We start from the raw sequence: 22,372 nt of genomic DNA, 5'->3' as shown, positions 1-22,372 counted from the left end.
CATTTTTATAAAATATCAAACCTAATTATTATACTTTTCAGATAGTTCTCATTATAAAATTTAAATATGAGATAACATTGGAGGGATAACAATGAAAGCGGAAACAAAAAGAGAAATTAAAAATTATCAAGGCAGTGAGCTGCATGCAAAGGGCTGGATTCAGGAAGCGGCACTTCGCATGCTTATGAATAACTTAGACAAAGAGGTTGCAGAGATTCCGGAAGAGCTGGTTGTATACGGCGGGATCGGAAAGGCAGCCCGGAATTGGGATTGTTATGACGCGATTGTAAAAACTCTGCATGAATTAGAAGACGATGAAACACTACTTGTTCAATCCGGAAAACCGGTTGCGGTATTTAAATCACATAAAGATGCACCAAAGGTATTGATCGCCAACTCGAATCTGGTGCCGGCCTGGGCAAACTGGGATACGTTCCATGAGCTTGATAAGAAAGGCCTGATGATGTATGGCCAAATGACAGCGGGAAGCTGGATTTACATCGGAAGCCAAGGGATCGTGCAAGGGACGTATGAAACATTTGCTGAGCTTGGCCGACAGCACTTCTCCGGCTCACTGAAACAAACGATTACGTTAACAGCTGGCCTTGGCGGAATGGGTGGCGCTCAGCCGCTTGCCGTAACCATGAATGATGGTGTCTGCATTGCCATTGATGTGGATGAACACCGCATTGACCGCAGGCTTGAAACGAAATATCTGGATACAAAGGTTTATTCCATTGAAGAGGCTATTAAATTGGCAAAAGAGGCAAAACAGGAAGGACGTCCGCTTTCTATCGGTCTATTAGGCAATGCAGCTGAAATTTTGCCAAAGATGCTTGAAATGAATTTCATCCCGGATGTCCTGACTGACCAGACTTCCGCACATGATCCTTTAAATGGCTATGTCCCGATTGGCTATTCTTTAGAGGAAGCAGCTGTTCTGAGAAAGGAAGAAGCTGCTGAATATGTTCAGAAATCAAAAGCAAGCATGGCTGTCCATGTTCAGGCAATGCTGGACATGCAGAAGAAGGGTGCAATCACATTTGATTATGGAAACAATATCCGTCAGGTTGCAAAAGATGAGGGTGTCAAGAATGCGTTTGATTTCCCTGGATTCGTGCCTGCCTACATCCGTCCGTTATTCTGCGAAGGAAAAGGGCCTTTCCGCTGGGTAGCATTATCAGGAGATCCTGAAGATATCTATAAAACAGATGAAGTGATCCTGCGCGAGTTTGCGGATAATGAGCACCTTTGCAAATGGATCAAGATGGCACGGGAGAAAATTCAATTCCAAGGACTGCCTTCAAGAATTTGCTGGCTCGGTTATGGGGAGCGCGCAAGATTTGGAAAAATCATCAATGATATGGTTGCCAGCGGGGAATTAAAAGCACCGATTGTTATCGGTCGTGATCATCTGGATTCCGGTTCCGTTGCATCTCCAAACCGCGAGACAGAAGCCATGAAGGACGGCAGTGATGCAGTGGCTGACTGGCCAATCCTGAATGCACTGATCAATGCTGTCGGTGGAGCAAGCTGGGTATCTGTCCACCATGGAGGCGGCGTAGGAATGGGCTACTCTCTTCATGCAGGAATGGTCATCGTTGCGGATGGCACGAAGGATGCGGAACAGCGCCTTGAACGTGTTCTCACATCTGATCCTGGAATGGGAATCGTACGCCATGTAGATGCAGGCTATGACCTTGCTATCAAAACAGCAAAAGAAAAAGGCGTAAACATTCCAATGATGAAATAAAGATTTCCTTTTATGAACTTTGCAAATAGAAGTAAAAAATCTGCAAATAAACCATGCTAATTTGCAAATAGACCAGTTAAATCTGCAAATACACCAGTCAATTCTGCAAATAAAACTCTTAAACTTGCAAATAACCATGAATATTTTCAATGAGGAAGCCCTCCAATCCGTAATTTCTGCGGATTGGAACTTCCATTTTTTAAGGAGGAGCACAAAATGCACTCAAAACCTATTTTTATCAAACATGCAAATCAGATGATCACCTTAAAGGGCGGCTCCAAACAGCCCCTCACAAAAGAAAAAATGAGCGAGCTTCACATCATTGAAGACGGAGCAGTATGGATTGAAGAAGGCAGGATCAAGTCAGCAGGTAAAACAGCTGAACTCGATGCTGAATATCAAAGCCGGCTTCAGGAAGCTGAAATCATTGATGCGACAGGAAAAATACTCCTTCCAGGGCTTGTTGATCCGCATACACACCTCGTATATGCAGGCAGCAGGGAAGAGGAGTTCAATATGCGCCTGAACGGGGCGACGTATATGGAAATTATGAACAATGGCGGGGGCATTCACGCTACCACTTCAATGACCAGAAACGCATCTGAAGAGGAATTGGTAGATGCGAGCCTTGTCCGTCTTGATCGCTTTCTTAAACACGGAGTAACCACGATAGAGGCAAAAAGCGGATATGGACTGGATTGGGAAACAGAGCGAAAACAGCTGACAGCAGCCCGTAAAGCGGATGAACTGCATCCGGTGGAGGTTGTCCGCACCTTTATGGGAGCACATGCAGTTCCTGCTGAATACAAAGAGAATCCAGATGCTTTTATAGATTTAGTTATTGAAGAAATGCTGCCGAAAGTCGCGGAAGAAAAGCTCGCCGAATTCAATGATATTTTCTGCGAAAGAGGGGTATTCACACCGGAGCAGTCCAGAAAACTTCTTGAAGCAGGGAAGAAGCATGGCCTTATTCCTAAGATTCATGCCGACGAAATCGAACCATATGAGGGGGCCGAGCTTGCTGCAGAAGTTGGTGCCATCTCTGCGGATCATTTGCTCAGAGCATCCGATAAGGGCATGGAAATGATGGCTGAGAAGGGAGTAATCGGCGTTCTTCTTCCAGGCACAGCATTCTTCCTGATGGCTGAAGCTGCCAGAGGCCGCCGCATGATTGATAAGGGTGTTCCAGTTGCATTATCAACCGATTGCAACCCCGGCTCTTCGCCAACCTGCTCCATGCCATTTATGATGAATCTTGCATGCATGCACATGGGACTTACCCCTGCAGAAGCGATTGCCGCCGCTACCATTAATGCAGCACATGCGATCAATCGGGCAGAAGAAGTGGGAAGCATAGAGCCCGGCAAAAAGGCTGATTTGCTTCTGCTCAATGTGCCGAACTATATGCAAATGCAGTATCACTACGGCATGAATCATACAGACACAGTGATTAAAAATGGGGAAGTGGTCGTTAAAGGAGGAAGCTTATGCTACCAACAATAAATCCTCCCGGGTTTTTTTGGCCGCAAACCGAACTGGGAACTGACGTAAAGGTGAGTGAATGGATTCGCCAAATCCAGAGGGATGAGGAATTAAAAAAAGAAAATTGGGATGTCGTGCTTTTCGGTGTCCCTCTTTCCCGCTCATCGATAAGTGCATCAGGAGCATCTGAATTCCCTGAATCCTTCAGGAGGTCCTGGAAAGGCTTTTCCACGTACAACCTGGATTTTGAAAGGGATCTTCAAGAACTGAAGGTTGCGGATCTTGGTGACGTGAAGATGCATTTCACGGATATTCCGCAATGCCATTCCAATATAAAGCAAACGATGAAGGACGTACGGACGCAATTTCCTGATTCTTTCCCAATAGCGATCGGAGGAGATCACTCCATCACAGCCATGCTGGTCAGCGGCCTTAAGGAACTGGAGCCTGAAAAAGAAATCGGCATTCTCCAGCTGGATACGCACCTTGACCTCAGAAGTCTTGAAGACCATGGACCGACAAATGGGACGCCCATCCGCAACCTGATTCAGAACAACAAAATTAAAGGGGAAAATGTCTACAATATTGGCCTTCATGGATTTTTCAACAGCCAGTCACTCGTCCATTATGCTAAAGAGCATAAGCTAAATTATATTACCTTAAAGGAAGCCAGAAGACGGGGAATTGAAGAAACGGTTAAAGAATCAATCCGGCAGCTGGAATCAAAAGTGGACCAAATTTATGTCACCATTGACATGGATGTGCTGGATATCGGTTTTGCGCCGGGCGTTCCCGCATCCACACCAGGCGGCATGAGTACTGAAGAACTATTTACTGCCGTATATGCTGCGGGACTTTCCTCCAAAACGGCAGCGATGGATATTGTCTGCCTTGATCCAACAAGAGATCACCAGGCACAGCCAACGGTGAAAGCAGGCACGTACACCTTTCTGACCTTTATGACAGCTTTAATGAACAGGAGGTAAGGGGCGCACTCCGCTCCTTGCCCCAAAAATGACGGGGGGAATGAGAATGGAAAAAGAAACAATAATAAAGCAATCTCACCAGCCTGAACTGAATCCCAACGCAACCATTAAAAATAAAGCTAAGTTTTTTTTCTTCAGCGCCATTGGCCTATTTATGTTTTTTATACCAGTCACTGTTAATGAGAAATCATCTATTATGCTGGACCATATCGTCACTGCGATTCAGACATACCTGCCTGCAGCTGTTACATACTATGCGCTGCTTGTCATACTGCTCGGCGCCATTTATCCTTTCTATACAAAAACCTGGAACAAAAATAAAGTAAATACTATTTTCTCTTTTTTTAAGGTAATCGGATTTTTTACAGCCATTATGATTGTCTTCGGCTTCGGCCCTGCCTGGCTATTCGACCCGAGCATGGGACCTTTCCTATTTGAGAAACTCGTGGTGTCTGTCGGACTTCTTGTTCCAATCGGCTCAGTATTTCTTGCCCTGCTCGTCGGATATGGATTGCTTGAATTTTTCGGTGTCATTATGCAGCCGATTATGAAGCCAATCTGGAAAACACCGGGAAAATCAGCTATCGATGCAGTTGCCTCTTTTGTTGGAAGCTATTCAATCGGACTGCTCATAACCAACAGGGTATTTAAAGAAGGAAAATATAGCATTAAGGAAGCAGCCATTATTGCTACCGGGTTCTCAACGGTCTCAGCAACGTTCATGATTGTTGTGGCTAAAACACTTGGATTGATGGAAATCTGGAACACTTATTTTTGGACGACGTTTGCTGTCACTTTCATCGTAACGGCTATTACCGTAAGAATCTGGCCTCTTAAATCAATGAGCGAAGAATATTACAATGGCCAGGAGCCTCCAGTTGAAACCTTTACAGGGGGCCGTCTTCAGGCAGCCTGGAAAGAAGCAATGGATACAGCAGCTGAGTCACCCACATTATGGAAAAACATAAAGGATAATTTAAAAGATGGGTTTGTCATGACAATGTCTATTTTGCCCTCCATTATGTCAGTAGGTTTATTGGGCCTGATTCTTGCCGAATTCACTCCTGTGTTTGATTGGCTGGGATATATCTTTTATCCTTTTACGGCTCTCGTACAGCTTCCTGAGCCATTATTGGCAGCAAAGGCAAGTGCCGTGGGAATTGCTGAAATGTTCCTTCCAGCCCTGCTGGCAGCAGAGGCTGCACTGGTCACTAAATTTGTAATCGGAGTAGTTTCGGTTTCAGCCATTATCTTCTTTTCTGCACTTGTTCCATGTATTTTATCAACAGAAATTCCTATTACTATTCCGCAGTTGCTTGTCATCTGGGCAGAGAGAACCATTCTGACCATACTGATTACAGCTCCACTGGCTTATCTGCTGCTTTAACTGGAAATCCCCGCTCACTTCAGCGGGGATTTTTCGCATATATTTTTCCTCCATAACCAAACTAACAGAGGAATGAGTCTAAGAATAGCAGGTGATGGATTTTGTACAGGCTGTTTACACATAATGACCTTGATGGTGTCGGGTGCGGCATTGTTGCCAGGATCGCTTTTGGAAAAGATGTTGAGGTGCGCTATAACTCTGTGATGGGACTTGATTATCAGATAGAAAAATTGCTGGAAAATGAAAAAAACATAATAGATGATTTTTTAATGATCACGGATTTATCAGTTAACGATGAAAATTTGATCAGGCTTGATGATCTGGCAAAAAGCGGCGGAAACGTCAGATTAATTGACCATCATAAAACAGCTCTTCATTTTAATGATTACAGCTGGGGCAGAGTGAAAGTGCAATATGAAGATGGCAGGCTCACGGCTGCGACCTCTTTACTGTATGAGTATCTATTAAAACATGAACTGATCCAGCCGTCTCAGGCCCTCGATGAATTTGTCGAGCTTGTGCGACAGTATGACACATGGGAATGGGATCAAAATGAAAATATAAAGGCAAAAAATCTGAATGATTTATTTTTCATGATTTCCATAGAAGAATTCGAAGAAAAAATGACGGAAAGAATCAAGAGCTCCAATACATTCGATTTTGATGAGTTTGAACAGAAATTGCTGGAAATGGAAGAGCAAAAGATTGAGCGTTACGTCAGGCGGAAGAAACGGGAATTGGTACAAACGTTCAGTGGGGAATATTGTACAGGCATTGTCCATGCAGAATCTTATCATTCGGAGCTTGGCAATGAACTTGGTAAAGAGTATCCCCATATCGACTATATCGCTATCTTAAATCTCGGGGGCAAAAAAATCAGTTTCAGGACAATCCATGACCACGTTGATGTTTCTGCCGTGGCCGGAAAGTTTGGAGGGGGCGGACACGCAAAAGCATCGGGCTGTTCGATGGGAAAAGATGCTTATAAACTATTTGTTCAGGACATATTTCCCCTGGACCCTTTGAGACAGGATGCATTTAAAAACAAATACAATATTAAAAGCACGAAACAGGGATCACTGTACGAAAATAAGAAGGGAGACAAATTCTTTATTTTTGCTGAAGCCGATGACAAGTGGATCCTTGAAATGAACGGCAAGCCAATACAGGAACCTTACCCGGATTTCCAGGCAGCAGAAAATTACATTAAAAGAAAATACCAGGCATGGCTTGTTCATGATGATATTTATGTTGAATTTTTAAAGCGTTTTTATATTAAGGCAAAAAACTAGCTGAAGAGCAGTCCCTTTGGATTGCTTTTTTTCTTTCGGGCTCTTGGATAATTTCCTTTCATTATCAATCTTCTCAAATTACGGCATGAAATTTTCAATTATGTAACAATTTATAAATATGATAGGGCTATGCATGGTTTGTTTGATACAATCAGGATGGATTGATTATCGGTTTGAATTGGATGTGTATTTATGAAGAAATTGGTTGCTATTATCCTGCTTTTGTTCAGTTTTCCTGCTGGTAACGCAGCGGCTGAGGAAACAAAAGAGCCTGAAATTATCAGTGAAGCCGCAATTGTAACAGATTCAGAATCAGGGGCAGTTCTGTATGCAAAAAATGCGGATAAAAAGATGTATCCGGCCAGTTTAACGAAAATAGCAACAGCCATTTATGCCATTGAACATGGCGACTTGAGTGACCTGGCCACAGTCAGCAAAAAAGCAGCGGAGACTGAAGGAACACGAGTGTATTTGGAGGAAGGGGAACTGGTGCCCTTGAAAAAACTCGTTCAGGGAATGCTGGTTAACTCAGGAAATGATGCTGCCTGGAGCATTGCTGAGCATCTGGACGGCAATATAGAAGCATTCTCACAGAATCTTAATCGCTACCTGAAAGAGAAGGCAGGGTTAAAAAATACCCACTTTGTTAATCCTCACGGTCTGTATGATGAAAACCACTATACAACCGCAGCTGATCTCGCGAAATTAACCAATTATGCCCTGAAAAATGAGACCTTCAGAGAAATTTACGGCACAAAGGAATTGAAATGGACAGGAAAGTCATGGGATACTACCATCTTTACTCATCACAGGATGCTCAAAGGGGAGGTTCCATTCGAGGGAGTGACTGGGGGAAAGACAGGGTTCGTTGATGAAGCCAAGCAGACTCTAGCTACCTCTGCCGAATATGATTCAATCAAGTTAACCGCTATTGTGTTAAAAGCGGAATATAAGCGGGATATTTATAATGATACAAAAAACCTTTTGGATTATGGACACAGCAACTTTGAAACTGCAGAACTCAGCAGCTCTGAGGTTTTTCCCTCTGATGGAAAAACCTATACAACTGGCGGTGCAAATATACCCATCACTTTACCTAAAGGGAACTACGAAGAAAATATTACTGCAAAAGGGAAGCTGCAGATAAAGAATGAAAATGGAAGGATCATTCAATCTGTAAAGCTGATCGAGGATAAACAGGATGAAGTGGTTTCAAGCCAGTTCAAAACAGATAAGGAGCCAGTAAAAGAGACAACAGGGTACTATGGAAAAGCAGGATTAGCCCTATTCTTATTCGGAATCTTTATTCTCGTATTAAGGAAAAATCTTAAAGCAAAAGCTAGAAGAAGGAGAAGACGGGTATAAAGCCCGTCTTTATTTAATTGCATTGAAAAAGACTAAAGATGTTATCTTTAGTCTTTGGCTCACTTTTCGATTATTGCATTCTTTGCTCCACCTGGCGGCATACTTCATCCGCCGATAGGCCGCTGGCTTCAATGACAGAAGCCTTTGTAGAAGCATCCTGCATACCCATTACATTTGAATCAACACCGCTCACTACACAGCATGAGCAGTTCTCAGCATCATGCGCCGACTTCATGTCAACCACTTCATATCCTTTTTGGCGAAGCGCTTCAGAAACATTTGTTAAGGATTGTTCAACCGCTACTCTTTTCGTCAATGTTAACACCTCCTCCGTTTGTTAGATTGGCTTTTGTACTCCATTTTTATTCCATGGATAAAAATAGCCTTAACACGAAAAAGTAAGAAAGGAGGTGTTTAACTATGAGCAAACGCAAAAAAGACCCTTCAAAGGCTGGATTAAGCTCTCCAAACGTCGAAGGGCAAGGGACAACCAACATGGAAACAGGCAGCAGAACAGCTTCCTCTGCACGCCATAAAAAGAAAAAACAGGATTTTTAACAAACTAAAAGCAGGAGGCTGGACCTCCTGCTTTTACTGTTTACTGATACATTTCAGCAACTTGCTTTTGAATGGCTGGGTCTTCTAAATACTCATCGTACGTCATTTGCTTATCGACAATGCCAGCCGGTGTAATTTCAATAATGCGGTTGGCAATGGTTTGAATGAACTGATGGTCATGTGATGCAAAAATCATAGAGCCTTTGAAATTAATCAGTCCATTATTCAATGCCGTAATGGATTCCAAATCAAGGTGGTTGGTCGGCTCATCTAAAAGAAGCACGTTAGCGCCGCTCAGCATCATTTTAGATAGCATGCAGCGGACTTTTTCCCCACCGGAAAGAACGCTTGCTTTCTTTAGAACTTCCTCACCGGAGAACAGCATTCTTCCAAGGAAACCTCTCAGGAAGCTTTCACTGTCATCTTGAGGTGAGAATTGGCGCAGCCAGTCTACAAGGGTCAAATCAGAGTTCTCGAAGAACTCAGAGTTATCATTAGGGAAATAGGACTGAGAGGTTGTTACTCCCCACTTATATGTTCCTTCATCCGGCTCCATTTCACCAGTCAGTATTTTAAACAGGATGGTTTTCGCTAATTCGTTCGTGCCAACTAACGCTATTTTATCATCTTTGTTCATGATGAAGCTGACATTGTTCAGAACTTTAACACCATCAATTGTTTTAGTGATGCCGTCTACCCGAAGCAAATCATTTCCGATTTCACGGTCAGGTGAAAATCCAACATACGGATATTTTCTGGAGGATGGTCTAATATCATCCAATGAAATCTTATCAAGAAGCTTTTTACGTGAAGTTGCCTGCTTGGATTTAGATGCGTTGGCACTAAAGCGGGCAATAAAGCTTTGCAGTTCCTTGATTTTTTCTTCTTTTTTCTTATTGGCATCCTGAGCCATCCTTTGGGCAAGCTGGCTTGACTCATACCAGAAGTCATAGTTCCCTACGTAAATTTGGATCTTACCAAAGTCAAGATCGGCAATATGCGTACAAACTTTGTTCAAGAAATGACGGTCATGGGATACGACAATAACGGTATTCTCAAAGTTGATCAGGAACTCCTCAAGCCATTGAATTGCTTTGATATCCAAGTGGTTTGTCGGCTCATCCAGCAAAAGAACATCCGGCTTGCCAAAAAGCGCCTGCGCAAGCAAAACTTTCACTTTTTCAGAACCGGAAAGATCAGCCATTTTTTTGTCGTGAAGCTCTTCTCCGATTCCAAGTCCCTTCAGCAAAATAGCTGCTTCAGATTCAGCTTCCCATCCATTTAATTCTGCAAATTCACCTTCGAGTTCAGCAGCCTTCATGCCATCTTCATCCGTGAAATCAGCCTTCATATAAATAGCATCTTTTTCCTGCATTACTTCATAAAGACGGGCATGTCCCATGATGACTACTTTTAATGCTTCATGCTCTTCGTACTCAAAATGGTTCTGCTTCAGGACAGCAAGGCGTTCGCCGGGACCTAAATGAACACTTCCGGATTGTGCCTCAATTTCACCTGATAAAATTTTAAGAAAAGTTGATTTACCTGCACCATTTGCTCCAATCAATCCATAGCAATTGCCAGGTGTGAATTTAATATTAACGTCTTCGAATAGTTTGCGGTCGCCGTATCGAAGACCTACATTACTGACAGTTATCATATTGTTTTTATTCCTCCAAATACATAATCCATAAAATTATAACACTTTCAGCGCGTAATCGCGAATTCTTTACTTATCACGTAACCTCTGCAATAAAAGTTTAGAGAATTAACAGGAAGCAAGAGGAAAAAGTCGAATACATAAAGATTATATAATGATGAGAGGAAGTGCGATTTTGATGGAATCTCTTTTAAAAGCTGATGTGAAATTAAAACCTTTCAAATTCACCATTGAAAGGGGAAAAATCAAAGAATTCGCTATGGCAATTGGAGACAAAAATCCTATTTATTTTGATGCTGACACTGCGAGAAAAGAAGGGTACCAGGACATTCCCATACCGCCTACATTTCCAACAGCCATCGAGATGTGGGGAGGCTTGGACTTTGAAACCCTAATCGAGCTATTCGGCCTTGACCCGCTTAAGGTTCTTCACGGCGGCCAGGAATATCGCTATATGGGGGAAATATGTGCTGGCGATACAGTTACTGCGATCCCTAAAGTTGTTTCTTCTTTTGAAAAGAGGAGCATGCGATTTATTACAATAGGTATTCAGTACAAAAACAGTGATGGAAAAGATGTTCTCTATGCAGAATCCACCATTATTGAAAGAGGGGGAAGCAAAAATGAGTGAGCTGAAAATGATTCATAAACCAGAGATCACACATACACAGCTGGTCAAGTATGCAGGGGCATCCGGAGATTTCAATCCGATTCATACAGTAGTCCCGATCGGTGAAAAAGCCGGGTTAGACGGAGTGATCGCCCACGGGATGCTTATCATGGGAATGGCAGGCGAAGCACTGACTGAGTGGTTTCCAAGAAAGGACCTGAGAAGGTTCAAAGTTCGCTTCAGCAAAATGACACGTCCCGGCGAGAAGCTGACAATAGAAGGGAGGGTGACAGGAGAGAAATGGGAAGAGGACGAAAAAAGGCTGACCGGAGAAGTATCAGTAAAAAATGAAGCTGGTGAGCAAAAGCTTTCCGGCAGGTTCGAATTTAAAATTTAATAATAAAGGAAGGAATGTCTATGGAAGGCAATATTGGTCTCCAGCGGCGGCTAAAATCAAAGTGGAAGAAGTACTCGCTTTGGAGCATTGCTATCATATTAGTGCTGTTGGCTGCAGCCTTTTTCATTATGTTTGGTTTTATGTCCCGCTCTCTGCCTAAAACAGATGGTGAAATCCGAATAGGCTCCATCTCTCAGGAAGTAATGGTCAAACGCGATAACAGCGGAGTCCCGCACCTGATTGCTGCCAATGAAAGGGACCTTTTTATTGCCCAAGGCTATGTCCAGGCACAGGACCGCCTTTTTCAGATGGATTTAAGCAGGCGTCAGGCATCGGGAAGATTGAGCGAAGTAATCGGAGAGGCTACGGTTGAAAATGATAAATATTTTAGAACTCTTGGTTTGAGAAGAGCTGCAGAAGCATCCTATGAAGCATATTCCTCAGATGCAAAACAGATTTTAGGCTGGTATGCGGAAGGAGTTAATCTTTATATAAAAGAAGTTATAGAAAATGGAAAAATCCCTGTTGAATTTTCCATACTCGGCTATGAACCGGAAGAATGGTCTCCTGTGGATTCGCTTACTATTGGCAAATACATGGCATATGATCTTGGCGGACACTGGGAAAGCCAGGCTTTCCGCTATTATCTCCTTCAGCATTTTCCGGAAGATAAAGCATATGAATTATTCCCCTCCTATCCGGAAGAAGCCCCATACATAATAGGAAAACACAACTTAAATATTGAAAAAAGCTTTGCATCTGTCATCACGCCTCCAGAATTCAACGGAAGCAATAACTGGGTGGCAGCCGGCAGTAAAACGGCATCCGGAAAGCCTATATTGGCTGATGACCCTCATTTATCACTGAGCACACCTTCGATCTGGTATCAGATGCACCTGGAGTCCCCTGAAATGAATGTCAGCGGTGTCATTTTTGCCGGAATCCCAGGCATCATACTCGGTCACAATGAAGATATTGCATGGGGAGTAACCAATACAGGACCAGATGTTCAGGATTTGTATATTGAAAAAAGGAATCCTGCCAATATAAATGAGTTTCTATTCAATGAAAAGTGGGAAAAGGCAGAAGTAATAGAAGAACCAATTAAGGTAAAAGGTAAAGAGCCAATTAGCTATAAAGTAACGATTACACGCCACGGACCTGTGATTTCGGAATTTGCTGGAGACAGCGGAAAGGATACCGTTCTTTCCTTGCAATGGACAGCACTTCAGCCATCAAAAGAGCTGGAAGCCATTCTAAAAATGAATAAAGCATCAGACTGGAATCAGTTTGAACAAGCATTGGAGTTATTTCACACACCTGCCCAAAACTTTGTATTTGCTTCTCCTGATGGAACAATAGCTTATAAAGCAAATGGTAAAATCCCAATCAGAAAGAAAGGAGACGGACTGCTGCCGGTGCCCGGCTGGTCTGATGAATATGAGTGGAAAGGCTACATCCCTTATGATCAGCTGCCTAAAACTGTCAATCCCGAAGAAGGCTATATCTCAACAGCAAACAATAAGGTGATAGATGACAGCTATCCTTACCATATCAGTCATGATTGGGCACAGCCCTATAGGCAAATGCGCATTCAGGAATTTCTCAAGAGCAAGGATAATCTTACAGCTGAAGATATGATGTCACTGCAAATGGATCAAAAAAACCTGCAGGCAAAGGAATTCATACCGCTTTTCCTGTCCGGAATGAAAGAACCATCAACCGCTCTTGAAAAGGAAGCTTTATCGATCCTGAGTAAATGGGATTATTTTGACAGCAAGGATGAGGCAGCCCCTCTCATTTTCAATCTTTGGATGAAAAGCATATCCGATGTTCTTTTTGAAGATCAGATATCACCCCAAATGAGGAAGCTCTTCAAAGGACAAAAACAGGCAGTAGATGAATTATTGAGAAATGCAGCAAATGGCCGGGAAAGCATCTGGATTGAAGAAAAGGGAGGATTGCAGGAAGTCCTTTCCCAATCATTGAGTACAGCCGTAAAGGAAGCAGAAGATCTTCAAGGAAGCAGCCCGTATAAGTGGAAATGGGGGAACTTTCATCAATTAGCGTTTTCCCACCCGCTTTCAAGTGTAAAACCTTTAAACTATTTGTTTAATAGAGAAGGGCGGATTCCTGTAGGCGGCAGCTCAGTCACTGTCCAGGCCGCAGCAAATAAAGAGGATGGCACTGTGAATCATGGTGGATCGTGGAGATTTGTGATTGATACACAAAACATGAATACTGCCTACCATCTGGTGGGACCTGGGCAATCCGGACATCCTTTAAGCCAGTGGTACCATGATCAGATGAAAGACTGGGCAGATGGGAACTATCATAAAACAGCTCTTCCTGATGAGAAAACCAGTCATACACTTTTATTAAAACCTTGAAAAAGTATAAAATGTTTCTTTTTGTTCATAGTTTTTTCATAAATTTCATGTAAAATATTAATCATACAGGCAGGGAAAAAGGAGTTTTTTAGATGGCTAAAAAACAGCTGGTTGATTTAGTAAACCGATTAAAGAAATCCGGTATTAAAGTAAGCTTTTCAAAACCAAGATCAAAAACTTTAATACTCATTGACCAAGACAAAAATCTATCTTCTTCTGCGAATTAGGTTAAGAAAAATGGCGGATCCTGAATCCGCCATTTTTTGTTATATTTTCTTCATAATCTTTTTGAAAACTTCATTCCTGTCAAAATCTTCTCCCATAGGGAATTTCTTAATAAATTTATTATTCTCATCCAGCAAATATACAAAGGTGCTATGAACATAGAAGCCATCGCCGGGATCACGGTATTGAAATTGGAAAGTGTTTGCGAGCTCCTGAATTTCAGCCTGATCCTTTTTCAGTGTATCAGGATCGGCAGTTAGAAAGAGCCAATTCTCATCATTTTCAATGTCAAAGGTGCTTCTGTATTTTTTAAGAACATCTGCGGTGTCCCGATAAGGGTCGATTGTTACTGTAATAAATTGTACTTTGTCCCCAAATACGCCCTCATTAGAAAGATCCCTTTTCAAGAGATTCATCCTTTGGGTAGTCGTCGGACATATATCCGGACAGTGCGTATAAATAAATTCTACAAGCTTCAGTTTTTCATCAGATTCTGCAAAGTCGTATACCTTCTCATCATCGGTTAAAAGTGTAATATGTTCAGGTATCTTCGCTGTCATATCACGGATGATAAAAAAAGAAATGCCGGCAGAAATACCTAATATTACAATAATAGCGGAAATCATATATACTCTTTTCATTATTTCCCCTCCCAATATAAGGATAAATAATATCCATCAAAAATCCTATGGATAATCTGTGAACTTATTCTTAATAGGGGAGAAACTTTTTCAAGGAATTTCAATTAAAAAAGGAACCTCGAAAGGTTCCTTTTTTGATTCGGCTATTATTTCATCGAGATCCATACACTCTTAACTTCTGTATAGTTATCAAGAGCGTAAGAGCCCATTTCACGGCCGATACCGGATTGCTTATAGCCGCCAAATGGAGATGCAGCATCGAAAGCGTTGTAGCAGTTCACCCAAACTGTACCAGCACGGAGTTTATTAGCCACATAGTGTGCATTTGCAACATCACGAGTCCAAACTCCTGCAGCTAATCCATATTCGCTGTTATTGGCACGGTTAATTAATTCGTCAATGTCATCATAAGGCATAGCCGAAATAACCGGTCCGAAGATTTCTTCCTTCGCAATTGTCATTTCGTCATTAACATCTGCAAAGATAGTAGGGGAGACGAAGTAACCTTGCTCCTGAGGCTTATCTCCTCCTGCTACAAGCTGTGCACCTTCACTAAGGCCTTTTTCAATGTAACCAAGAACTCGGTTTTGCTGCTCAGCAGAAACAAGCGGGCCAATTTCTGTGTCACCATGAATACCGGCACCTTGCTTGATTTTTTTAGCATGTGAAGCCATGTCAGCTACAACATTATCAAACTGCTTCTTTTGAATGAAGACACGGGAGCCGGCACAGCAAACCTGTCCCTGGTTGAACATAACACCGTTTAGAGCTCCTGGAATTGCCTTTGACATATCGGCGTCCGGCAGGATAATGTTCGGAGACTTACCGCCAAGCTCAAGCGTAACCCGCTTTAATGTCTTTGAAGCATTGGACATAATCCGTTTACCTACTTCAGTAGAACCAGTAAATGCAATTTTATCTACCAGCGGATGGTCAACAAGCGGCTGGCCGGCTGTTTCTCCAAAACCAGGGACAATATTGATAACCCCTGGCGGGAAGCCTGCCTGATCCATTAACTCAGCAAGATATAAAGCGGAAAGAGGTGTCTGCTCCGCTGGTTTAAGAACAACCGTACATCCTGTTGCAAGGGCAGCACCCAGCTTCCACATAGCCATTAGAAGAGGGAAGTTCCAAGGGATGATTTGGCCCACTACACCAACAGCTTCATGGCGGGTATAGTTGAAGAACGGCCCGCTGACAGGAATAGTCTGTCCCACAATTTTCGTAGACCAGCCAGCATAGTAGCGCATATGTTCAATTGCCAATGGAATATCGGCATTTGTTGTCTCACGGATTGGCTTTCCATTATCCAATGTCTCAAGCTGTGCTAATTCTTCACTGTTTTCTTCCATAAGATCAGCAAGCTTGTACATCAGACGGCTGCGCTTAGAAGCGCTCATTTTAGACCATTTTCCTTCATCAAACGCCTTTCGGGCTGCTTTTACTGCCAGATCAATATCTTCTGCACCGGCTTCGAAAACAGTAGCCAGAACTTCTCCTGTCGCCGGGTTATACGTATCAAACGTTTTCTGTGATTTGCTTTCTACAAATTCACCATTGATATATAATTTCTTCTTACCGCTTAAGAACTTTTCTACCTTTTCTTTTAAACCTGCAGTTAATTGACTCATATAATTCCTCCTTAAAATAGCAGTCTATGTATTTCCTTGCAGCAAAACCTAGAAAGAATACTATTGGTAACGCTTACAACATTACTTTAACATTAATAAAAATATAAAATCAACTCTGAATTAAAATAATTTTCAGATAATGTTCGACAAGCTTCTCCATTTACAACAAAAAAATAGCATACCGGATATCTCCAGTATGCTATCAGACTATTAAATTAACATTCCTGCAATCGCTGCACTTAATAGAGAGGCAAGAGCTCCAGCTATTACAGCACGGATGCCCAGCTTGGCAATATCATTCCTGCGGTCAGGAGCAAGGTTGCCGAGGCCTCCGAGAAGGATGGCCATAGAAGAAATATTTGCAAATCCGCAAAGCGCGAAGCTGACAACTGCAACAGTCTTAGGAGACAAATTGCTGATTTCAGGAGCAAAGGCTGAGTAAGCAACGAATTCATTCAGCACAAGCTTTTGGCCGATGTAGCCGCCAGCCTGCACCGCTTCAGCCCATGGAACACCTACTGCAAATGCAATCGGGGCAAAAATAAAGCCAAGAATCATTTCAAGTGTTATGTTTTCAAGACCGAAAAGTCCGCCTGCAAAACCAATGATTCCATTGATTAACGCAACTAAAGCGATAAAAGCAAGAAGCATGGCACCAATATTCAAGGCAAGCATTAAACCATCGCTCGCTCCCCGGGCCGCAGCATCTACGATATTGACAGATTGTGTATCTTTTTCAATGTTAATATCATCTGTTGTTTCTGATTTTTCAGTTTCAGGGATCATTATTTTAGCCATAACAAGACCTGCAGGTGCTGCCATAAAGCTTGCTGCAAGCAGGTATTCCAGTGGAACACCAAGCAATGAATAACCAATCAGAACTGAACCGGCTACGGAAGCCAAACCACCGGTCATGACAGCAAATAATTCCGACTTTGTCATTTTGCTGATGAAAGGGCGCACGATAAGAGGTGCCTCTGTCTGTCCGACAAAAATATTGGCAGCAGCAGAAATCGATTCTGCTTTACTTGTTCCAAGCAGCTTAGCTAGACCTCCGCCAATGACTTTAATAATGATTTGCATGATCCCTGTATAATATAGAACAGAGATTAGGGAAGAGAAGAAGATAACAACAGTCAAGACCTGGAATGCAAATACAAATCCAACACCTGAACCTTCCTGAAATAATCCTCCAAAGAGGAAATTAACTCCTTCATTGGCGTAACTCACAATGTCATTTACTGCAAAAGTTAATTTTTCCAGTGCCTTTTTCCCAAGATCCCATTTAAGTACGGCAAACGCAAAGGCAAACTGAATGGCTAGACCGCCAAGAATTGTGCGTAAATTGATCGCTTTACGATTGGATGAAAGAAGGAAAGCTATTCCCAATACGGTCACGACCCCGAATATACCCCAGATAAAACTCATGTTGACACCTCATTTGTTGAATTTAGAATAATGTAAACGTTTTTACAGAACGTCAAAAATATAGACCTCTTATCAAAGAGGTAAGTGAATAGACGTCAGACATCTAACTTGATTACATGTCCATTTTAACATGAATCCGTTTGCAGTAAAGAGTTTTTTTCTTACCAATTTAATTTGGATGATTATTCTCCTATTTTTGTTCACATTTTCGGCGATTTTTCGATATAATTTTTTCCTCTGTTACATCTGCCCATTCGGGACAAACATCATGTTCATACACTGTCACTAGACGTCAGGAGGTGTTAGAATGGGTGCAGGCGCAGGATATGGCGGCGGATTTGCTTTAATCGTTGTCCTGTTTATACTTCTAATCATTGTTGGTGCCGCTTACGTAGGCTGGTAAAATTAGTGGACAATTGAACAATAAAAGCTGCTTAAAATCTGCCTTTATCAGGGCAGATTTTTTGTTTTTCAGACATTCCCTTGATTTGAATCGTATGATAATCGGTTTAATGTCCAAAATAAGGATAGTTCTTATTTTAGAAGGAGGGATTCTGAATGAATAAGAAGGACAATAATAATGGCACAAATATTGCTGGAAGATATTATGAGGCTGAGGATTATAAAAGAAATGATCAGCTTTCATCAGGTCTCGCAATGACTCATGAGCAGGTAAGTGATACCTATATGGAAGGCCAGGCGGATGCGGTTATTGAAGACGTTGTTGGGGTGGATATTTCCATACCGCGCAAAGGGTATGATGAAAGCCATTAATTGAAAAAAAGCAAAACACGTTGATCGTCATTTCCGAGTGCATTTTGCCAGGGCATGGCGATCTTTTTGTGTTTAAAACTGCACTGCGTAAGGTAATGGTTTAGAACAGCAAATTCGAGGAATATTCTTACTAATAGTAAAGAAGGGGGCAGGAGGATGGAGAATGCACTTGAGATAACAGGGCACAGACCTTTTCCACTGCCTGATAGGCCGTGGGTGATGGAGCAGATATGGAATGATGTTCTGTTTGCTCATTGGCCTGTGCCTGCAGAAATAATGGAGAAGCACATTCCGCCACAGTTAACGTTAGATACATTTAACGGAAAAGCCTGGATTGGAATAGTCCCTTTCTGGATCAGCAGAATGAGAGTCCGCGGATTGCCGCCATTGCCAATGATGAAATCAATGAATGAACTGAATGTAAGAACATATGCAGAGTATGGGGGAAGGAAGGGTGTTTATTTTTTCAGCTTGGATGCGGACAATCTTTTAGCGGTAACAGGAGCCAGATTGCTGTATTTCCTTCCCTATGTGAATGCCGAAATGCAAGTGGATAAATCAGCAGGAATTATTAATTATGAAAGCAAGCGGAAAAACGATAATAAAGAGATCGGACAGTTCAAAGCTCAATATAAACCAGAATCCAGCCCTTTTAATTCACAGAAAGGGTCACTTGATGAATGGCTGACTGAAAGGTATTGCCTATGGGTAACAAAAGGTGATCACGTTTTTCGCGGGGATATTCATCATACAAAATGGCAGCTGCATAATGCTTCCTGTTCGATATACGAGAATACAATGGCAGCTTTTTTGCCCGGCGAGTACTTAATGGAAGAACCGATTTTACACTACTCTCCTCAAAAACATGCCTATTTTTGGCCTTTAAAGAAGGAGTAGAATGAAGCTGCACATTAAATATTTCATTTCCTGCCATAATTTTCTGCCAGCATTCTTTTTACTTCGTTGTATGATAAGCCGGATTGACTATTCAGCCTTTTCACTTCATCAATATCAGTTCCTGCAATAGTAAGGTTTTTTTTCTTCTGTTGGCGGACCATTAAACAGCCTCCTCATCAAATTTGTTTAAACCTTTTCAATAATTTTCCCGTTTCTTGTCCATACTAAGAAAAAAAGGGGGCGTTTCCAATTTTTTTCAATAAAAAAGGCCAAGATGATAAGCCAGAGGTTGTAATGCTCGACACAGAGGTGTATTCCTGTAACAGCTGTAATGGCTGGATGAGAAAAGATTTTGTCTCTTCAGACTTAAAATGCCCATTATGCGGTGATGAAACAACTGTCGAAATGAGGGAATTGCCTCAAATTTTATAATCAGCATATAGAGAAAGACTGTTGTTTCTAACCTAACAGTCTTTCTTTATTTGACTTCAGTAATCTCCATATAACTCTTGAAAAGCCTCTTCTGCATCCTTTTCAGAAGAGAACAGGGCATCGTCTTCTTCTATTAAATGGAAGGACTCATTAAGAAAGAGGGCAACTGCATTAGGATCTTTTGGATGCGGAACAATTTCGGCAGGCCTTACATTTGCTACACTGGGAGTGTGAGGATTATGGTAAATGACATATACCTCATCTCCTGTTTTTACTTTTTTAGGATCTATTGTTTCCATGGTTTCACTCCCCATTTAAAGGTTTTCAAGCATCTTTCTATAAGTTTTCTCTCCTCAGTGATCTAATATTCAGCCATATAAATCCTTTTCCATTTTGAAAGTTTTTAATCAAAATCGAGTAAAACTGAACACCAGCTGATTAAAAAATTGAAAACCCCCTCTGATAACAGAGGGGGCCCATCTTATTCATAGCTGTTTTCCAATTCATCCACCAATGATCCAACATAGCTTACTGCTTTGCGGATCGGATCTGGCTTAGACATATCAATACCGGCACTCTTAAGGAGATCAAGCGGTTTTTTTGTTCCTCCGGCTTTAAGGACATCAAGCCAGCGGTCGACAGCAGGCTGGCCTTCCTCCTGGATGCTTTGTGCCATGGCAGTGGAAGCAGTTAAACCGGCTGAATAGGTATATGGGTAAAGTCCCATGTAATAGTGAGGCTGTCTCATCCAGGTTAAAGCGGCCCTTGCATCTAATTCAACCGAATCTCCCCAGAATTCAGCAAGTGTGTCATATTTTTGAGCTGAAAGTGTTTTTGCCGTTAACGGGACTCCCTGTTCAGCCAGACGATATACTCTTCGCTGGTATTCTCCTTCGAGCAGGTGTGTAACAAAGTTGTGATAGTAAGTTCCAAGCAGTTGAAGAATCACCCAGCGCTTCATTCTCTTATCTTCAGTACCCGCCATTAAATGCTGGCCAAGCAGCATTTCGTTAAGTGTAGAGGGTGCTTCGACAAAATAGGTTGAAGGGCGGGTATTCATGATACGCTGATATTTATTGGCCAAATAAAAATGACCCGCATGACCAAGCTCATGAGCGAGAACAAATGCACCGCGCATCGTGTCTGTCCATGTAATCAGGATGAATGGATGGGAACCGTATGGACTTGCACAAAAAGCGCCTGTGGATTTTCCGACGTTATCAGCTAAATCAACCCACCGTTCTGACAGGCCTTTCTCCATAATATCCGTATATTCCGGGCCCATTACTTTAAGAGCCTCCAAAATGACTTCGGATGCTTTTTCATATGTTGTTTCCGGATTGAACTCTGGATCAAGAGGAGCCTTCAGGTCACAAAAAAGCATTTTATCCAATCCCAGGACTTTTTTCTTCAGCTGAGCATATCTGCGCATATGGGGAGCAAGCTCTTTTTGGATAATGTCCAGCTGATTGTTATACATTTCCTCTGTTACATGCTGGGAATCGAGAAGCATTTGTGTGACTGAGCTGTATTTTCTCAGCTTCGAAAGCGCAACCTGCTTTTTCACCTCAGCAGAATAAGCAGAAGCAAATGTATTCTTGTAGTTTTCCAATGAATCTGTAAATGAAGCATATGCATTCCGCCTGATGGTGGTATCCGGTGAAAACTCATAACGATCCTCGTAAAGAGCAAAAGAGTTTGGTAATTCGTTTCCTTTACTGTCTTTAAATGAGGCAAATGGCATGTCTGCAAGTTTTGCAGCCTGATAAATTGTATAAGGAGCACCAAATACTTCTCCCATTGCAGCCAGCGCTTCTTCCGTCTCAGGAGAAAGTCTGTGCTTCTTAGTTTCAAGCAGATCTTTCAGCCCGTTTCTGAATGGTTCAAGGCCGCTTTCTTCCGTTATGTATTTTTCAATTGTACCATCAGGCAGAGATAATAATTCAGAATCAATAAAAGATAGAGCGGAAGCGGCTTTTGCTCTTAAGGAGGCTATTCGTGATGAGTTAGCCTGATTGTCGGGATTTGTGCCATCTTCTGACTGGCGCAAGCTTGCATATGTGCCGGCCTGGACAAGACGGATAGAAAGCTTTTCCTGAGCGGAAAGACAGCCAAGCAGCCCCTGCGGACCTTCATGGAGTTTTCCTTTGTATTGGTCAAAAACAGCAAGATCCTCTTCAATACTCCTTATCTCTTTATGCCAATCTTCCTCTAATGCAAATAAATCCTCCACTTTCCATGTTCGCTCTTTAGGTACCTCAAGACGTTTTAATCTGGATATTACGGTTTGAACCATATATCGTTCCCTCCTATTTCGATTCTCTAAATAAAGAGATTATGGAACAATTATACAGGAAGAGTGAATATATTTATAGATTTTTCAAATAATTTTATATTGTTCTGCAATAGCTTAGCTTTTTTTAATAAGGCTCTTTCGTTAAATTGTTGTTTTTCAATTATCAAT

At 42.1% G+C, this 22,372-nt stretch carries 23 protein-coding genes; 15 read left to right on the top strand and 8 right to left on the bottom strand.

Translation table 11 applies throughout. From position 1 onward, the window contains the following. Positions 1-91: 91 nt before the first annotated feature. The 6 genes from hutU to CHI10_RS02855 all read left to right on the top strand — a co-directional run bounded on the left by hutU (position 92) and on the right by CHI10_RS02855 (position 8,265). A complete protein-coding gene (hutU, locus tag CHI10_RS02880; protein WP_095242772.1) occupies positions 92-1,753 on the top strand; it encodes a urocanate hydratase in 1,662 nt (553 codons plus the stop codon). A 216-nt stretch (positions 1,754-1,969) separates the two neighbouring features. Further along, entirely contained in the window at positions 1,970-3,256 is a 1,287-nt protein-coding gene (gene hutI / locus CHI10_RS02875; RefSeq protein WP_095242771.1) for an imidazolonepropionase, read from the top strand. Further along, positions 3,241-4,221 carry an agmatinase family protein gene (locus CHI10_RS02870; RefSeq protein ID WP_095242769.1) on the top strand — a complete coding sequence of 327 codons (981 nt, stop codon included), beginning with the start codon at positions 3,241-3,243 and terminating at the stop codon, positions 4,219-4,221. The genes hutI and CHI10_RS02870 overlap by 16 nt, the downstream gene beginning before the upstream one ends. 46 nt (positions 4,222-4,267) lie before the next feature. Next, a complete protein-coding gene (locus tag CHI10_RS02865; protein ID WP_095242768.1) occupies positions 4,268-5,608 on the top strand; it encodes a YjiH family protein in 1,341 nt (446 codons plus the stop codon). Between the two features lie 101 nt (positions 5,609-5,709). Further along, positions 5,710-6,900: a DHH family phosphoesterase gene (locus CHI10_RS02860; RefSeq protein ID WP_095242766.1), complete on the top strand. Its 1,191-nt coding sequence runs from the start codon at positions 5,710-5,712 to the stop codon at positions 6,898-6,900. A gap of 192 nt (positions 6,901-7,092) precedes the next feature. Beyond that, positions 7,093-8,265: a D-alanyl-D-alanine carboxypeptidase family protein gene (locus CHI10_RS02855; RefSeq protein WP_095242765.1), complete on the top strand. Its 1,173-nt coding sequence runs from the start codon at positions 7,093-7,095 to the stop codon at positions 8,263-8,265. A 70-nt stretch (positions 8,266-8,335) separates the two neighbouring features. On the opposite strand, the gene CHI10_RS02850 is transcribed toward CHI10_RS02855, so the two are convergent. Continuing rightward, positions 8,336-8,581: a YkuS family protein gene (locus CHI10_RS02850; RefSeq protein WP_095242763.1), complete on the bottom strand. Its 246-nt coding sequence runs from the start codon at positions 8,579-8,581 to the stop codon at positions 8,336-8,338. A 104-nt stretch (positions 8,582-8,685) separates the two neighbouring features. Between CHI10_RS02850 and CHI10_RS02845 the strand changes: the two genes are divergently transcribed. Beyond that, a complete protein-coding gene (locus tag CHI10_RS02845) occupies positions 8,686-8,823 on the top strand; it encodes a YuzL family protein (RefSeq protein WP_082139039.1) in 138 nt (45 codons plus the stop codon). 40 nt (positions 8,824-8,863) lie between these two features. Here CHI10_RS02845 and CHI10_RS02840 read toward each other — a convergent pair whose 3' ends face one another. Then, positions 8,864-10,483, bottom strand: coding sequence for an ABC-F family ATP-binding cassette domain-containing protein (locus CHI10_RS02840; RefSeq protein WP_095242762.1), 1,620 nt, complete (start codon positions 10,481-10,483; stop codon positions 8,864-8,866). Positions 10,484-10,661: 178 nt separating this feature from the next. Here CHI10_RS02840 and CHI10_RS02835 point away from each other — a divergent pair, with 178 nt between their 5' ends. The 4 genes from CHI10_RS02835 to CHI10_RS22580 all read left to right on the top strand — a co-directional run bounded on the left by CHI10_RS02835 (position 10,662) and on the right by CHI10_RS22580 (position 14,107). Further along, positions 10,662-11,114, top strand: coding sequence for an FAS1-like dehydratase domain-containing protein (locus CHI10_RS02835; protein WP_095242795.1), 453 nt, complete (start codon positions 10,662-10,664; stop codon positions 11,112-11,114). Next, positions 11,107-11,490, top strand: coding sequence for a MaoC/PaaZ C-terminal domain-containing protein (locus tag CHI10_RS02830; protein WP_095242760.1), 384 nt, complete (start codon positions 11,107-11,109; stop codon positions 11,488-11,490). Before CHI10_RS02835 ends, CHI10_RS02830 begins: the two co-directional genes overlap by 8 nt. Before the next feature lie 20 nt (positions 11,491-11,510). Next, on the top strand, positions 11,511-13,880 hold the full coding sequence (locus CHI10_RS02825; protein WP_095242759.1) for a penicillin acylase family protein: 2,370 nt from the start codon (positions 11,511-11,513) through the stop codon (positions 13,878-13,880). Positions 13,881-13,972: 92 nt separating this feature from the next. After that, entirely contained in the window at positions 13,973-14,107 is a 135-nt protein-coding gene (locus tag CHI10_RS22580) for a hypothetical protein (protein ID WP_286136924.1), read from the top strand. 39 nt (positions 14,108-14,146) lie between these two features. On the opposite strand, the gene CHI10_RS02820 is transcribed toward CHI10_RS22580, so the two are convergent. From CHI10_RS02820 to CHI10_RS02810, 3 genes are all read right to left on the bottom strand, one after another. Next, positions 14,147-14,746, bottom strand: coding sequence for an SCO family protein (locus tag CHI10_RS02820; RefSeq protein ID WP_095242757.1), 600 nt, complete (start codon positions 14,744-14,746; stop codon positions 14,147-14,149). A gap of 146 nt (positions 14,747-14,892) precedes the next feature. Then, the gene (locus CHI10_RS02815; RefSeq protein WP_095242755.1) at positions 14,893-16,377 is read right to left on the bottom strand and encodes an aldehyde dehydrogenase family protein; all 1,485 of its coding nucleotides are present in this window, start codon (positions 16,375-16,377) and stop codon (positions 14,893-14,895) included. Between the two features lie 210 nt (positions 16,378-16,587). Continuing rightward, on the bottom strand, positions 16,588-17,805 hold the full coding sequence (locus tag CHI10_RS02810) for a NupC/NupG family nucleoside CNT transporter (RefSeq protein ID WP_095242753.1): 1,218 nt from the start codon (positions 17,803-17,805) through the stop codon (positions 16,588-16,590). Between the two features lie 307 nt (positions 17,806-18,112). On the opposite strand from CHI10_RS02810, the gene CHI10_RS02805 reads away from it, so the two are divergent. The 3 genes from CHI10_RS02805 (at position 18,113) to CHI10_RS02795 (ending at position 19,476) form a co-directional block, all read left to right on the top strand. Then, positions 18,113-18,208: a YjcZ family sporulation protein gene (locus tag CHI10_RS02805; RefSeq protein ID WP_076256549.1), complete on the top strand. Its 96-nt coding sequence runs from the start codon at positions 18,113-18,115 to the stop codon at positions 18,206-18,208. A 155-nt stretch (positions 18,209-18,363) separates the two neighbouring features. Further along, positions 18,364-18,579: a YozQ family protein gene (locus CHI10_RS02800; RefSeq protein ID WP_095242752.1), complete on the top strand. Its 216-nt coding sequence runs from the start codon at positions 18,364-18,366 to the stop codon at positions 18,577-18,579. 156 nt (positions 18,580-18,735) lie between these two features. Further along, positions 18,736-19,476, top strand: coding sequence for a YqjF family protein (locus tag CHI10_RS02795; protein WP_095242749.1), 741 nt, complete (start codon positions 18,736-18,738; stop codon positions 19,474-19,476). Positions 19,477-19,499: 23 nt separating this feature from the next. Here the strand turns inward: CHI10_RS02795 and CHI10_RS22185 are convergent, their stop codons facing one another. After that, the gene (locus tag CHI10_RS22185; RefSeq protein WP_179288934.1) at positions 19,500-19,637 is read right to left on the bottom strand and encodes a hypothetical protein; all 138 of its coding nucleotides are present in this window, start codon (positions 19,635-19,637) and stop codon (positions 19,500-19,502) included. An 88-nt stretch (positions 19,638-19,725) separates the two neighbouring features. Here CHI10_RS22185 and CHI10_RS02790 point away from each other — a divergent pair, with 88 nt between their 5' ends. Next, positions 19,726-19,908 (top strand): cold-inducible protein YdjO-related protein, encoded by a 183-nt coding sequence (locus CHI10_RS02790; RefSeq protein ID WP_095242748.1) that lies wholly within the window; start codon positions 19,726-19,728, stop codon positions 19,906-19,908. Positions 19,909-19,964: 56 nt separating this feature from the next. Here CHI10_RS02790 and CHI10_RS02785 read toward each other — a convergent pair whose 3' ends face one another. Beyond that, a complete protein-coding gene (locus CHI10_RS02785; RefSeq protein WP_095242793.1) occupies positions 19,965-20,207 on the bottom strand; it encodes a transcriptional regulator SplA domain-containing protein in 243 nt (80 codons plus the stop codon). Positions 20,208-20,389: 182 nt separating this feature from the next. Continuing rightward, positions 20,390-22,204, bottom strand: a complete 1,815-nt coding sequence (gene pepF / locus CHI10_RS02780; RefSeq protein WP_095242747.1) for an oligoendopeptidase F — start codon at positions 22,202-22,204, stop codon at positions 20,390-20,392. Positions 22,205-22,372: the final 168 nt, after the last annotated feature.

Source organism: Bacillus sp. 7894-2 (assembly GCF_002272225.1).
Classification (GTDB): Bacteria; Bacillota; Bacilli; order Bacillales; family Cytobacillaceae; genus Cytobacillus.
The sequence above is the reverse complement of the archived record's forward strand: the minus strand, read 5'-3'. Positions and strand labels throughout refer to the sequence as shown.